Annotated in this window: 14 protein-coding genes; 5 read left to right on the top strand and 9 right to left on the bottom strand. The window is 51.1% G+C overall.

Going from position 1 to position 12,598, the window contains the following annotated elements:
- The first annotated feature begins 12 nt into the window (after positions 1-12).
- Positions 13-732, top strand: a complete 720-nt coding sequence (locus FH603_RS06970; RefSeq protein ID WP_186736738.1) for a DUF3291 domain-containing protein — start codon at positions 13-15, stop codon at positions 730-732.
- A 70-nt stretch (positions 733-802) separates the two neighbouring features.
- Entirely contained in the window at positions 803-2,917 is a 2,115-nt protein-coding gene (locus FH603_RS06975; protein WP_186736739.1) for a peptidylprolyl isomerase, read from the top strand.
- A gap of 138 nt (positions 2,918-3,055) precedes the next feature.
- Here the strand turns inward: FH603_RS06975 and rdgB are convergent, their stop codons facing one another.
- The 4 genes from rdgB to FH603_RS06995 form a co-directional block, all read right to left on the bottom strand.
- Positions 3,056-3,637 (bottom strand): RdgB/HAM1 family non-canonical purine NTP pyrophosphatase, encoded by a 582-nt coding sequence (gene rdgB / locus FH603_RS06980; protein ID WP_186736740.1) that lies wholly within the window; start codon positions 3,635-3,637, stop codon positions 3,056-3,058.
- Positions 3,638-3,701: 64 nt separating this feature from the next.
- Complete coding sequence (locus FH603_RS06985) at positions 3,702-4,595, bottom strand: FKBP-type peptidyl-prolyl cis-trans isomerase (protein ID WP_186736741.1); 894 nt, start codon at positions 4,593-4,595, stop codon at positions 3,702-3,704.
- Between the two features lie 210 nt (positions 4,596-4,805).
- Positions 4,806-5,723, bottom strand: a complete 918-nt coding sequence (gene bamJ, locus FH603_RS06990; RefSeq protein WP_186736742.1) for a BamJ family beta-barrel-assembly machinery protein — start codon at positions 5,721-5,723, stop codon at positions 4,806-4,808.
- Between the two features lie 108 nt (positions 5,724-5,831).
- Positions 5,832-6,848 carry a DHH family phosphoesterase gene (locus FH603_RS06995; protein WP_186736743.1) on the bottom strand — a complete coding sequence of 339 codons (1,017 nt, stop codon included), beginning with the start codon at positions 6,846-6,848 and terminating at the stop codon, positions 5,832-5,834.
- A 150-nt stretch (positions 6,849-6,998) separates the two neighbouring features.
- Here FH603_RS06995 and FH603_RS07000 point away from each other — a divergent pair, with 150 nt between their 5' ends.
- Positions 6,999-7,418 (top strand): nucleoside-diphosphate kinase, encoded by a 420-nt coding sequence (locus FH603_RS07000; RefSeq protein ID WP_186736744.1) that lies wholly within the window; start codon positions 6,999-7,001, stop codon positions 7,416-7,418.
- A gap of 89 nt (positions 7,419-7,507) precedes the next feature.
- On the opposite strand, the gene nth is transcribed toward FH603_RS07000, so the two are convergent.
- The 4 genes from nth to FH603_RS07020 form a co-directional block, all read right to left on the bottom strand.
- Entirely contained in the window at positions 7,508-8,155 is a 648-nt protein-coding gene (gene nth, locus FH603_RS07005; RefSeq protein WP_186736745.1) for an endonuclease III, read from the bottom strand.
- A gap of 84 nt (positions 8,156-8,239) precedes the next feature.
- Positions 8,240-8,491: a hypothetical protein gene (locus FH603_RS07010; protein ID WP_186736746.1), complete on the bottom strand. Its 252-nt coding sequence runs from the start codon at positions 8,489-8,491 to the stop codon at positions 8,240-8,242.
- A complete protein-coding gene (locus tag FH603_RS07015; RefSeq protein ID WP_080237158.1) occupies positions 8,466-9,065 on the bottom strand; it encodes an RNA polymerase sigma factor in 600 nt (199 codons plus the stop codon). Before FH603_RS07015 ends, FH603_RS07010 begins: the two co-directional genes overlap by 26 nt.
- A gap of 382 nt (positions 9,066-9,447) precedes the next feature.
- A complete protein-coding gene (locus tag FH603_RS07020) occupies positions 9,448-9,795 on the bottom strand; it encodes a DoxX family protein (RefSeq protein ID WP_186736747.1) in 348 nt (115 codons plus the stop codon).
- A gap of 136 nt (positions 9,796-9,931) precedes the next feature.
- Between FH603_RS07020 and FH603_RS07025 the strand changes: the two genes are divergently transcribed.
- The gene (locus tag FH603_RS07025; RefSeq protein WP_186736748.1) at positions 9,932-10,219 is read left to right on the top strand and encodes a hypothetical protein; all 288 of its coding nucleotides are present in this window, start codon (positions 9,932-9,934) and stop codon (positions 10,217-10,219) included.
- A 78-nt stretch (positions 10,220-10,297) separates the two neighbouring features.
- Here the strand turns inward: FH603_RS07025 and FH603_RS07030 are convergent, their stop codons facing one another.
- Positions 10,298-11,467 (bottom strand): glutathionylspermidine synthase family protein, encoded by a 1,170-nt coding sequence (locus FH603_RS07030; RefSeq protein ID WP_186736749.1) that lies wholly within the window; start codon positions 11,465-11,467, stop codon positions 10,298-10,300.
- 92 nt (positions 11,468-11,559) lie between these two features.
- On the opposite strand from FH603_RS07030, the gene FH603_RS07035 reads away from it, so the two are divergent.
- A complete protein-coding gene (locus FH603_RS07035) occupies positions 11,560-12,564 on the top strand; it encodes a nucleoside hydrolase (protein WP_186736750.1) in 1,005 nt (334 codons plus the stop codon).
- The last annotated feature ends 34 nt before the right edge of the window (positions 12,565-12,598 follow it).

The raw sequence follows: 12,598 nt of genomic DNA on the forward strand, positions 1-12,598 counted from the left end.
GCTTTATCTTCCATGTCTATCGTTACTGTCACCGCTTTTCGTTACAAGCCATTAGCCCGCTTTCGGGCCTTTGCCAACATGGGTCGTGTGCTTATGCAACCTATCAGGGAGGAGGGGTTGCGGTTCAGCAAACTAATGGGCAGCGGTATTAATTTCGGTCTGGTTCCAGACCTCTCGACCTATGTATTTCTGGGCGTGTGGGAAACAGATGCGGCTGCAAACGCCTTTATCCATACCAGTACTTACCAACAACTGAGTCAGGGTACTTACCAAACCGGCACGCTGCACCTGGAACCTCAACGGGCTCATGGTCTTTGGGATGGCCGGAATCCGTTTGATGATAGCTGGGACCGGGTTGACCGCCCGGCACCGAAAATGTCGGAAAATAGCCCGGTTGCTGTCCTTACCCGAGCTACTATCCGCACGCAGGCGCTACCCGATTTCTGGCGGCACGTGCCCCAGGCCCGCCAACGACTGACCGATCATGCCGATGACCTTTTGTTTGGTATCGGGGTAGGAGAAGTACCGGTCGTGCAACAGTGTACGATCAGCGTTTGGCGCAGTCCGGCGGCTGTTGACCGATACGCGTACCGGCAGAGTGGACACAAAGAAGTTGTGCGGCTTACTCGTGAACGCAAGTGGTATTCTGAAGAATTGTTTGCCCGCTTTAGTGTGCTACGAGCCGAGGGATTGCTATTTGCCCCTGTTCAAGCGCTTATCTCGTCAATCTAACCTCGTTTTCGCTTGTATTCCAATGGGGAAAATTGTTATTTTGCGGGCTAAAATGTACGAATAAAGCGAAATGTCTGTCATTAATAAGATCAGAGAACGTTCAGGACTGGCCGTAGGCGTTATTGCCGTCAGTTTGATTCTGTTCATAGTGGGTGGAGATCTGCTCGGCGGACGTAGTCTGCTGTTTGGCGGAGATCAACAGAAGATCGGCGAAATCGCCGGCAAATCCATTGCTTATCCGGATTTCAACGCCAAAGTGGATGAACTCCGGGCGCAGTTTGAACAGCAAAGTGGTCGCGCACCGGCTGAGCAGGACCTCACTCAAATACGGGAACAGGCCTGGAACCAGATGTTGTTCGAAATTGCCTATCAGGAGCAATTTGATAAGCTGGGTCTGAAAGTATCGCCCGAAGAACTCGTCGATATGGTGCAGGGCAATAACATCAGCCCCGCTGTTCGGCAGGCATTCACGAACCCTCAAACGGGTGTGTTCGACAAAAGCGGGATCATCAGCTACCTTAAAGGGTTGAAGAACCTGCCCCCACAGCAACAACAAGCCTGGGCCAGCTTCGAGAAGAACCTGGCTTCTGACCGGTTGCGGGAGAAATACGAAGGCCTGATGCGCCTTTCGGTGTTTGCAACAACGGCTGAAGCGCAAAAGGAGTACCAGGCGCAGAATACAAAAGCCGATGTCAAATTCCTGTTCGTCCCCTACTACGCGATCAATGATACGACAATAAAAGTAACGGACTCCCAATTGCAGGACTACCTCGGTAAGCACAAAGATGCTTATCCGGGTACAGATAGTCGTTCCATCCAGTACGTAACGTTCTCGGTAGCGCCGTCGAAAGAGGACAGTGCTACGCTTTACAACGAGATCAAAACACTGGCCCGGGGCCTGGGTGCTGCTCAAAACGATTCTACGTTTGCCCAGCAGAACAGCGACGTTCGGGTACCGCTCTACCTGACCGCTGGTGAAATGCCTGAACAACTCCGCGCGTCTATTCCTACCTTCTCGCCGGGTGGTATTTATGGGCCTTTCCGGGAAGGCAACACCTATTTCATCTATAAATACGGTGGCACAAAGAAGGACACCAGCTTTACGGCCCGTGCCAGTCACATTCTGATTCAGCCAACAGCCAAGACCGATTCGGCAAAAGCCGATGCGCGTCGCCGGGCTGAAGCGATCCTGACCCAGATTCAGGGGGGTGCCAGCTTTGAAGCGCTGGCTCAAACGAACAGTGCCGATGGGTCGGCCCAGAATGGCGGTGATCTTGGCTACTTCAAAAACAACGGCCAGATGGTGAAGCCCTTTGAGTCGGCTGTTTTTGCTGCAACGTCGGCGGGTCTGATTCCTCGCCTGGTAGAAACCGACTTCGGTTTCCACATCATTAAAGTGACCCAGCCTAAGACGAATATACTCTACCGGGTAGCTGCTATCGCTAAAACGATTACGCCAAGTCAGATAACCCGCGACGAAGCACTTCGGAAGGCCGACCAGTTTGCGTCGGACGTGCGTACGAAAGAAGCATTCGACGCCAAGGTGAAAGAAGACAAATCACTGGTTATGGCTACTGCCGATCGTATTCCCGAAAGTGCTAATCAGATCAATGCCCTGACCGATGCACGGGCAGTCGTCCGGTGGGCGTTCGATGATAAAACGGACATGAATACGGTATCTGATCCTTTCGAAATTGGTGACCAATACGTAATTGCGGTGTTGACGGGTAAGACCGACAAAGACGAAGTTACAGTAGCCGACTATCGGAATGAATTAACGGCTAAAGTACGTAACCAGCTGAAAGGAGAGCAGATTGTTGCGAAGCTGGGTAATGCCAGCGGATCGCTCGAAGCATTGGCGCAGAAATATGGCGCGGGTGCCCTGGTCGAAACCGTCCCTGATGTAAACATGGCAACAGGATTCCTGCGCAGCGCAGGTGTCGATCCAACAGCCCTCGGTACCGCCTTCGGTCTGAAGCCCGGCAAACGCTCTAAACCCGTAGTGGGTGAAAGTGGTGTGCTGGTTCTGGAAACGACCCGGATCACACCAGCCCCGGCCGTTGCTGACTACGCGATATACAAAACGCAGCTTCAACAGAACAATGCATCCCGGACAGGTTTCTACATCAACGAAGCCATCAAAGAGGCCGCTAAAGTAGAAGACCGCCGGGCCAAGTTCTATTAGTAGATCAAAAGTCCAGAACATAAAAAACGCCCGCTTTCAACATCTGGAAGCGGGCGTTTTGCGTACCACGGGCTTCAGTCCGTTTTTCTTTCAGTTACCCAGACGGGCTGAAGCCCGTGGTACGCTAACCCGTACAGGCTACATGATTACCTGCTCATCGAGGTAAGCGACCATTTTTGTTAACGCACGGGAACGGTGACTGATACCGTTTTTCTCCGCTGAGCTCATCTCGGCAAACGACCGGTCATGGCCATCGGGTACAAAAACGGGGTCGTACCCGAAACCCCCCGCGCCACGCGGCTCGGTAAGGATCTGCCCCTCAACGACGCCCTCGAACTGATGCTCAACGCCATGCAATAGAAGCGTAAAGACAGTCACGAACCGGGCGCGTCGATTGGTTTGCCCGGTCATGTTGGTCAATAAAGTCTGGATATTTTTCCCATGATCGCGGCTACCGGAGTAATGGGCTGAGTCGACGCCGGGCTCGCCGTTGAGGGTCTCTACTTCCAGGCCTGAATCATCGGCGAAGCAGGAGACGCCGAAGTGTGTCCACACATATTCCGCTTTCTGTCGTGAGTTACCCGGTATCGTGCCCGAGGTTTCGGGCAACTCATCCGTGCAGCCGATATCACGTAGAGTTTTGAGTGTGAACGCATCGCCAAGTATGGCTGATACCTCCTCTAACTTGTGGGTATTGTTGGTGGCAAAGCAGAGTTCCATAGGCACAAAAAAAAGCTGTTTCAGAGTTATAACGCCGAAACAGCTTCAAAAAGCCAGAGAAATATTACTGGACTTTCACAATTTCGATTTCAAACAACAGGGGACTGTATGGCAAAATCGTTGCCCCAGAACCGGTAGCATCATAACCCAGAGCCGATGGGAAAATGATCGTTGCTTTTTCGCCTGCTCTCAGGGTAGACAGCCCACTCTCCAATCCACCTACTACTTGTTTCTCCCCAATACGTACCTGAAAGGTTCCAGCGGTATTGGCATCGAACTGAGTACCGCTCAGGAGTTTGCCAACATATTTTAGCGTCACTGTTTTTCCGGTTGTTATCGCTACCGAGTCAGGCCGTGCCTGCGTTACGGCTACGCGCAGCCCCTCGGCGGTCTTCGTAGTGACATTGATTTTGTTCGTGCTGATATAACTCTCGATCTGTTGGTCTTCGGTTCGTACACTCACCACGCGTAGATCGTAGCGTACGGGGGAGTACTGGGGCAGCAACAGGGAGCCAACGCGGCCACCGTCGAGGTAAGCGGGCACAAGAACGAATCCTTCTTCACCCTGCTTCAGTTTAAGTATACCGGCATAACGCCCCAACGTGATTCCGCGCGTGTTAAGCCCATTCAGGATGACGGTGGAGGGAACGTTGCCCGCTATGTCGGTGCTATCGACGATAACACCGTCCAGACGACGGGCCGTGTAATGGTAACGCACTTCATCACGTACGGCCGCCACCTGAGCACCGGGCACCGCTTTGGTTTGTATGAAATAGATACCCTCTTCCGTTTTTGTCGCGTTCAGGTTATTCTGCGTGATATACTGTTCGATTTCAGCTTCATTCTCGCGTCTTTTCCGGTCGGTCAGTGCTTCGCCGGGCTGGGTACATGATCCCAGGAATAAAGACGTGGCCACTACGAGGGATGCCCCAAACGAGCAGGTCAGTTTACGATTCATAATTTCGGTTGCGTGGCCCATCGGGACCAGTATGTACTAAGAACGAACAACAACAGGGTCTACGTTTGCAGGCTACTGGAATTGTTTAACCGGTTAACGAATCAAAATCCCGGAACGGTTCCTGTGAATAGGCCGCTCCGGGATTTGAATAAGTTCTACAAATGGTTTACCAGGGGTAACGCATGCGCAGAACCCGTCGTAGAGTCAGAATTACCGGCCTGGCTGCGGCATTCCTGGCTGGCCCATGTTAGGCTGACCTTTCTGGATGTCGAGCAGTTCGATATCGAACAGTAATACCGAGTTCGGCGCGATACCCTGATTGCCGCGTGGACCGTAGGCCAGCGTCGAAGGGATAATAAGCGTGGCTTTTTCACCTTTGTGCATTTTCATCACCCCTTCTTCCCAACCTGGAATGACCATGCCGACACCTACCTGGAACTGGGCAGGTTTGCCACCCGATTGCGGGTTAGTGCGGGAGCTGTCGAATACTTTACCGTCGAGCAGTTTACCGGTATAATGTACCTGCACCGCATCGCCCCGGTTTGGGGTTGGCCCTGCGCCGGGCTGCGTTACGACGTAGTAAACGCCGGATTCGGTTTTCTGTACTTTACCCGTCAGCCCGTTTTTAGCTACGTAGTTCTCGATGATTTTCGAGTCGATGCCTTTCTGTTTTTCAAACTCAGCCGCCTGGGTTTTCTTGTATTCGTCTTCGGTTTGCACGTTGACTACTTTCACGGCGATACCAATGTCGGTACCCTTCACAACGCCCGGAGGCAGCGGTTGCATAGCCCGGGTGAACAGCGAATCGGCACTGACGTAGAACGTAGCGCTATCTCCTTTACCCAACAGGGTCAGACCTTCTTCATACGAACCTTTGAAGGGAGGTACCTGTAACAGCATCTGAAATGGCGCTCCTTCTTTGTGCGTATCACGCAGGACCGAATCCTTGTTGTTCATCAGCGTCAGATGCAGCGTCATAATGTCGCCAACTTTACCCTTCCGGGTTCCTTCCGCCTGCTCGTGGATTTGGTACTTCAGGCCACTATCCGTTACCTGCACGCGGTTTTTACCGCAAGCCGCTGCAACAGCGACGATCAGGGCGGCCTTCCCGAAATTTTTAAAAGACATGAGAAATTACTGGTTTATACTAAAAATTAAGTTTGTACTAATGGGGCAATCTAAACCCGTCGCCTGCTCAACCGATCTGTCTGTTCCAGTTGAGCCGGAAACCGTTGCTTACACGGTTTCCAGAAGTTGCTGTTGGTACTGAGGTAAGACAGATAAGAGTTTGCGCTCCGTATCGGCTAATGACAACTTGGACCGGCCACCGGCTGCATTCCGGTGACCACCACCGTTGAAGTGGGCATTGGTCAGTTCACGTACCGAAAAGTCGCTTACCGACCGGAACGACAACCGGATCTCTTCACCCCGGTCGATCAGAATAGCCGCAGCAACAACGCCTTCGATAGCCAGCGCATAATTGACCATTCCTTCGGTGTCGCCGGTTTTGGAACGATAACGCTTCAGTTCGGCCTCCGTAAGCGTAATATAGGCGAATCGATATTCGGGTAATACCTTGAGTTTTTCGTTGAGTACGTAGCCCAGCAAGCGAAATTTGTCGAGCGATACGTTGTCGAAAATACGCCGGTGAATACGGCTGACATCTATGTGGAGGTCCAGCAACTCGGCCGCCATCCGATGCACATCACCCGTGGTATTTGAGTGCCGGAACGAACCGGTGTCGGTCATTAATCCCGAATACAAACATTCGGCAATGGGTATGTCGACCAGATCTTTATCGCCCAGTAGCCCGATCAATCGATAAACCAGCTCAGCCGTAGCGGCCGCTTTGGGGTCCCAGAGAACCATATCGGCGAACGATTCGGGTTCCAGGTGATGATCGATCATGATCTTGCGGGCACGCGACTGCCGCACCATAGGGGCCAGTTCCTTAATCCGGTCCAGCGCCGAAAAATCGAGGCAGAAGATCAGGTCCGCTTCTTCCATTAGCTGGCTGACGGTTACCCGTACCTTCTCATCGAAGGCGATCACATCCTCATTACCCGCCATCCAGTGCAGGTTTTGCGAATAGTCTGTGGGCGTGACCACGGTTACATGATGGCCTTTCTTCCGGAGATATCCCGCCAGCCCCAGTGACGAGCCCATAGCGTCGGCATCGGGGTTTTGGTGGGTGGTAATCAGCACAGTTTGCGGGTGTCCGATAACCGCGCTAATTGCTTCAATGTCTTGCATACTCAAGCGGCCGCAGCCTCAATCGAAACTCAAAAGTACGAATAATTCGGATAAGACTGACGGCCGGAGCGAGTGCGACATTGATTGAAAGTGCTTACCTTTGCGCCCGCTCTGGATAGGGCAAATAAAATTTGGATACAATTACTTAGAATGGCTACGAACCAAACGTTCACCATGATTAAGCCCGACGCCGTTGAGGCCGGGCATACCGGAGCAATTATCAAAATGATCGAAGAAGCGGGATTCCGCATCGTAGCGATCAAAAAGACGCAACTTACCCCCGAGCGGGCCGGTCAGTTTTATGCCGTTCACCGGGAGCGGCCTTTCTACAACGATCTGCGGACGTACATGTCGTCGGGTACGATCGTGCCGATGATCCTGGAGAAAGAAAACGCCGTTGCGGATTTTCGCAAGCTGATCGGTGCTACCAATCCTGCTCAGGCCGAGGAAGGTACAATCCGTAAACTGTATGCCAAGTCGATCGAAGCCAACGCTATTCATGGCTCTGACTCCGACGAGAATGCGCAGATCGAAGGCAACTTCTTCTTCGCCGGTACGGAACAGTATTAGAAAAGGAGTCGTAAGTCAGTAGGTCGTATTGGTCGTAAGTGGCTGACGCATGTATTGCTCGTGCGTCAGCCACTTACGACTAATACGACTTACTGACTTACGACTTTTTCATAGTATTTACAAAACTCCCGCAGGTCACACACGTTGCATTTGGGCGTACGGGCGACGCATACGTAGCGACCGTGCAGAATGAGCCAGTGATGTGCTTTGGGGACGTGGTGTTTCGGGATGTGTGCCATGAGTGCTTTCTCCACCGCTAGCGGAGTTGTGGCCGTCAGGGGGGCCAGCCCCAACCGGTGCGATACGCGGAAAACGTGCGTGTCGACGGCCATTGTCGGTTCGTTATAGACGACCGATAGAATAACATGCGCCGTTTTACGGCCAACCCCCGGTAACGTCTGAAGGGCTTCGACGGTAGCCGGAATTTCCCCCTCAAATCGTTCCATCAATGCCTTCGCCATGCCTACCAGGTGTTTTGCCTTGTTGTTGGGATAGGATACACTGCGGATATAAGTAAACACCTCATCGGCCGATGCCGCTGCCAGCGATTCTGCTTCCGGAAAGCGGGCAAACAGGGCGGGCGTTATCTGGTTGATCCGTTTGTCTGTGCATTGGGCTGACAGAATTACGGCTACAAGCAGTTCGTAAGGATTCCCGAAGTTCAATTCGGTTTTTGGCTCGGGGTAGTGCTGGGTGAAGTAATCGATGAATCGCTGAAAGCGTTCTTTCTTAAGCATGGGTATATGACATGACAAATCATCCGATGAGTTTACTCATCGGATGACCGGATACAGTGGTACATAGCAATACCCGCCCGTTAGCTACGACTGTCGTAACCGCGCAGGTGGGTTTGCGGGATGGTGTTTGGAGTAATTCAGGATGGTCTGCACCGTACTAATTCGGGGCTGACGCTCTATTTTGTTCATCAAAGCCCGCAATTCGAGGGCTTCGAGGAAGAACGTCATCAGTTCCGGCTCGGACATCATAGCGTCTTCAATGAGCAGATTTTCCTCTGGCGAGGTCTCCTCATAGACATACCGGACTACATCATCTTGGGTAAATGTTTTTGTCATAACTCGGCGCACGTTTGCTCAGTTGTTTACGCAAATTAATTAAAGCGTAACGCATACGTCCCAAAGCCGTGTTGATGCTGACGCCGGTCGCATCGGCAATCTCTTGGAAACTCATTTCCTCGTAGTGCCGCATGATGAGCACTTGCCGCTGCTGCTCCGGCAGACGCTGGATCAACTCGCGCAAATGCTCGTGTGTTTCCTGCCGAATCTGGAGTGACTCCACTGAATCCTCCGCGAACTCAAGCGTATTAAACACACTGCTTCCGTCTTCAAACACCACACTGGGGTAGCGTTTATCTTTTCGGAAATAGTCAATTGCCAAGTTGTGGGCGATCCGAATAATCCAGGGGAGAAACTTGCCTTCCTCGTTGTATTTACCCGACTTAATGGTGTCCACGGCTTTGATAAACGTGTCCTGCATTAAGTCTTCCGCCACATACTGATCTTTAACGATCAGGTAAATGGTGGTGTAAAGCTTCGATTTGTGCCGCTGCACTAATTTTGCAAAGGCCTTCTCATTACCACGGATGTACAGGGAAATCAGCTCACTGTCGTTTACCTGGGCTTTTTCCATTTTCAGTAAGACAATTAGGTAACGTAGAGCAGTGTTCCGATAGTGTGTGGGGATTTAAGATTTTTGTATGCCCGGGTAATGCGGGTATAAAAATAAGTATTTTATGCTATCATTTCCAAGTAAACATGCAATAAATCTGCCAAATAAAAGTTTCGGCAAGGATATATTAGTCAATAATACCAAAAAACTTAACAAAATAGAAATAAGGTACTTTTTGACTCATTTAAGGAAAGTATTGCATTTACGTGTGCTTCTGCTCCATAGATTCCTTTAAACCCCAAAACGTTTAATTTTATTTTAAGTTTTTGGCTATTTTATTTTACAAAGGCCTCCAGGTAGCTGGAAAAGGCATTTTAGTCGGGCTAAAAATTTAATTTAATAATCACGTATACTTATAAGCCCACCAGATCAGCAAGCCCTGCAGGGGAAGTCGCGCCCATCGCAACCAGGCTGGTATCTTTTTGAAACGGCTCGACATCGCCATAAATACATTAGCAGGAAAAACAGCAATCAGCAGTAGCATAAGTCCCCAGGCTGAAACCGAACGTGTTGCCGGAAACAGTAACCCGATACCAAGCACAATCTCTGCTATACCGCTCACTACTACCAGTTGTGCATGAGCAGGCAGGTAGGGGGGCATAAGGGCCAGGTAGGGTTTTGGATTGATAAAGTGATTGACCCCGGCAGCGATATATAGAATAGCCTGAAGGTAGAGACTTAAGGTGTTCATGGAAAGTAAATTGTCCAGGGCGTGCGGGTGTGAACGTCAGGTCAGGTAAACCTACGCACTGAACATCATAAACGATGTCTCCTCTTAACTAAACCTTCCGGCATTGGACCTATCCAACCTCAAAAACAACACGTACATGAAAACGAAACGCAGTGTGTTAGCCGTCATGGCCTTATTCTTATCGATGGGGGCCTTTGCTCAGAGCCAGCCTGAGGTTCATAAAAAGAAAGAGCTACGAACGACTGAAGAACGTACCGCTCATAAAATGGAGCACAAGGCGAAGTTAGCTACTATGACGCCTGCCGAACGCAAGGCTTTTAAACAGGCCCATCACGAAAAGCGTCAGGCCCGGTTGAATGCTATGACCCCTGAACAACGGGCAAAAGCCGAAGAACGTCGTAGACTTCGTAAAGAAAGTAAGTAAACAAAGTAACCGTATCGGGTATGGGTTGTGAAACAGGAAACCGTTTTCTGATTCATAACCCATACCCGATACGGTTATTTAGTCAACAACGTGTCCTACAAACCCGGCACCATTGTCCAAAATAAGGCCTCCGCGCCGGAAACCCAGTCCGCAGGCCTCGCCGGCATAAAAAACCCCCGCCTGATAGGTATAACCAGCAGCATCCTGGGGAAAAGCGACATACTCTTGGTAGATTTTTGGGTAGTCGCCATACTCGCCTTCTACTGCCTGACGCTCGCTGCCATCGGCATTGAGAATCCGGACGTTGGCTCCTTCACGCCCGAACAGGACTTTTTCGACGCAGGCCTTACCAGCCAGTGGTTTTATGTCTGTTTCCAGCAGCAGCGGATGATCAGGGTAAAGCTCCCACAGAATTTTCAGGATGTATTTTGACTGGAAGAGAAGTGTATAGGCTGGGTTGATTACAACGGCTAATCGCTTTTTTACGATTTCGGTCAATATGCGCGTCAACTCTGGTTCGTCTTCGGCAATGGACTCCCACGGGATCAGTTTAAACCAGAAATCCAGTTTCTCAAACTGGCCATTTTTAGGATTTTGCCAGAAGATGCCTTCTTCGTCAGAAAATTCTACTCCATCGATGAAGTCGAACTCAATTTCGAAACCAGCTTCACGGGCTGCTTCTCCGATGAGTGCTACGTTGGCATCGTCTTCGGGAAAGCCCCGCATGGCCGACAAGAGCAGGGTAGGCTGCATGTCGGGGTGTTGCGCCAGCAATTCCTCGAACTGACCGATCAACGTTTCAAAAATGGTGTTGAACTGCTGGCTCTCGTTGAGACCGTTAGCCCGTAGGTGAGCGTATTGAACGACAGTTGTCTCGGGCAGGCAGGTAGCGGTATCGGCGTTGAACTCGATGAGTTTTATAGGCTGACCGTCGATACCACCGGCCAGATCAAAGCGGCCATACAAGTGGATGTTTCGGTCATCGTCCCAGGAAAGTTTGATAAGGTCAATGAGATTAGGTGGGATACCCAGTTCGGTGAAGCGGTTCTGGTCAATAACGAGCTGGCCGGCGGCAACGAACATGTCGAAGAGTTCGTTCGCGGCTTCATAATAGTGTTCGGCTTCGGCAGCGGTGATGGTCACGACCTCATTGGTAAGGTAGGGTAGTGTGTCCTGACCAAGCATCCAATCCCAGCCAAGGTTGCGGAGTTGGGCATCGGGCGCAATGGGTAATGATTTGAGGTGCATACGGGAAAGAATAGTTAATTATGAGGAATGTACAGATCCGCTGGGTAAGGCACGTGATAAAGCTGCTTTCTTTACGCAAAACAACTGTTTCTATGGCCCGCTTCCTCCTTGTTTTGTTTGGACTGCTGCTGACGCTGACAATCGGTCAGACCTGGGGCCAATCGACCCGGAAAACAGGTCCCGTTCCCGTTATCTTCGATACGGATATGGGACCTGACTATGACGACGTGGGAGCCATTGCGATACTCCACGCGCTGGCCGATAGTGGTCAGGCCCGGATTTTAGCGACCATTGCCAGCACCAAATACCCGAAGGTGACTGCCGTGATAAGTGTCCTGAATACGTATTTTGGCCGTCCTAATGTGCCAATCGGTGTGCCAACCGGTAAGGCTGTTACCGATAAAGATACGCAGCACTGGTCCGATAGTTTAACCGCTCGTTACCCTCATGCCGTGCGAAGCAATGCCACTGTTCCCGACGCGGTCGTGCTGTATCGGCAACTGCTGGCCAAACAGCCCGATCAGAGCGTAACGATTATTTCGGTGGGTTTCATGACCAATCTGGCTAACCTGATCGGTTCTAAACCCGATCAATATTCACCCTTGTCGGGCAGGGAACTGGTTGCCAGAAAGGTGAAGCAACTGGTTAGTATGGCAGGTAAGTTTCCAGCGGGAAAAGAGTACAATGTCTACATGGACATCCCGGCATCGACTGCTGTCTTTGCCAACTGGCCTACTCCCGTTTTGCTAAGCGGTTTCGAAATTGGCGAACAAATTCACAGTGGCCTGCCACTGATACAGAATGGTCGGATCAGAAACAGTCCGGTTAAAGATGCGTTTGCCATCAGCATTCCTCTGGCTAAAGAAGATGCGGGGGGGCGCATGAGCTGGGACCAGACGGCAGTGCTGGTTGCCATCAGGGGATACGCCCCTTACTATACTGTGAAATCCGGCCGGCTAACCATGAATCCAAACGGGTCTAACGGCTGGAACCCGGCCGCTAAGGGGCATCAATACCTGGTAGCAAACAGGCCCGTAGGACAAGTCGAAAAAATCATCAACGAGTTAATGCAGCATCAACCGGTCAAACGGCGATGAGTGATAACCTGTAGCGTGTTATTAACACGCTGTT

Origin of the sequence: Spirosoma utsteinense (assembly GCF_014282275.1) — a bacterium.
GTDB lineage: Bacteria > Bacteroidota > Bacteroidia > Cytophagales > Spirosomataceae > Spirosoma > Spirosoma utsteinense.

What these genes read in the sequence shown, in the direction of transcription:
- FH603_RS06970 (WP_186736738.1), top strand. Translation starts at nt 13, where the DNA reads ATGTCTATCGTTACTGTCACCGCTTTTCGTTACAAGCCATTAGCCCGC.
- FH603_RS06975 (WP_186736739.1), top strand. Translation starts at nt 803, where the DNA reads ATGTCTGTCATTAATAAGATCAGAGAACGTTCAGGACTGGCCGTAGGC.
- rdgB (WP_186736740.1), bottom strand. Translation starts at nt 3,637, where the DNA reads ATGGAACTCTGCTTTGCCACCAACAATACCCACAAGTTAGAGGAGGTA.
- FH603_RS06985 (WP_186736741.1), bottom strand. Translation starts at nt 4,595, where the DNA reads ATGAATCGTAAACTGACCTGCTCGTTTGGGGCATCCCTCGTAGTGGCC.
- bamJ (WP_186736742.1), bottom strand. Translation starts at nt 5,723, where the DNA reads ATGTCTTTTAAAAATTTCGGGAAGGCCGCCCTGATCGTCGCTGTTGCA.
- FH603_RS06995 (WP_186736743.1), bottom strand. Translation starts at nt 6,848, where the DNA reads ATGCAAGACATTGAAGCAATTAGCGCGGTTATCGGACACCCGCAAACT.
- FH603_RS07000 (WP_186736744.1), top strand. Translation starts at nt 6,999, where the DNA reads ATGGCTACGAACCAAACGTTCACCATGATTAAGCCCGACGCCGTTGAG.
- nth (WP_186736745.1), bottom strand. Translation starts at nt 8,155, where the DNA reads ATGCTTAAGAAAGAACGCTTTCAGCGATTCATCGATTACTTCACCCAG.
- FH603_RS07010 (WP_186736746.1), bottom strand. Translation starts at nt 8,491, where the DNA reads ATGACAAAAACATTTACCCAAGATGATGTAGTCCGGTATGTCTATGAG.
- FH603_RS07015 (WP_080237158.1), bottom strand. Translation starts at nt 9,065, where the DNA reads ATGGAAAAAGCCCAGGTAAACGACAGTGAGCTGATTTCCCTGTACATC.
- FH603_RS07020 (WP_186736747.1), bottom strand. Translation starts at nt 9,795, where the DNA reads ATGAACACCTTAAGTCTCTACCTTCAGGCTATTCTATATATCGCTGCC.
- FH603_RS07025 (WP_186736748.1), top strand. Translation starts at nt 9,932, where the DNA reads ATGAAAACGAAACGCAGTGTGTTAGCCGTCATGGCCTTATTCTTATCG.
- FH603_RS07030 (WP_186736749.1), bottom strand. Translation starts at nt 11,467, where the DNA reads ATGCACCTCAAATCATTACCCATTGCGCCCGATGCCCAACTCCGCAAC.
- FH603_RS07035 (WP_186736750.1), top strand. Translation starts at nt 11,560, where the DNA reads ATGGCCCGCTTCCTCCTTGTTTTGTTTGGACTGCTGCTGACGCTGACA.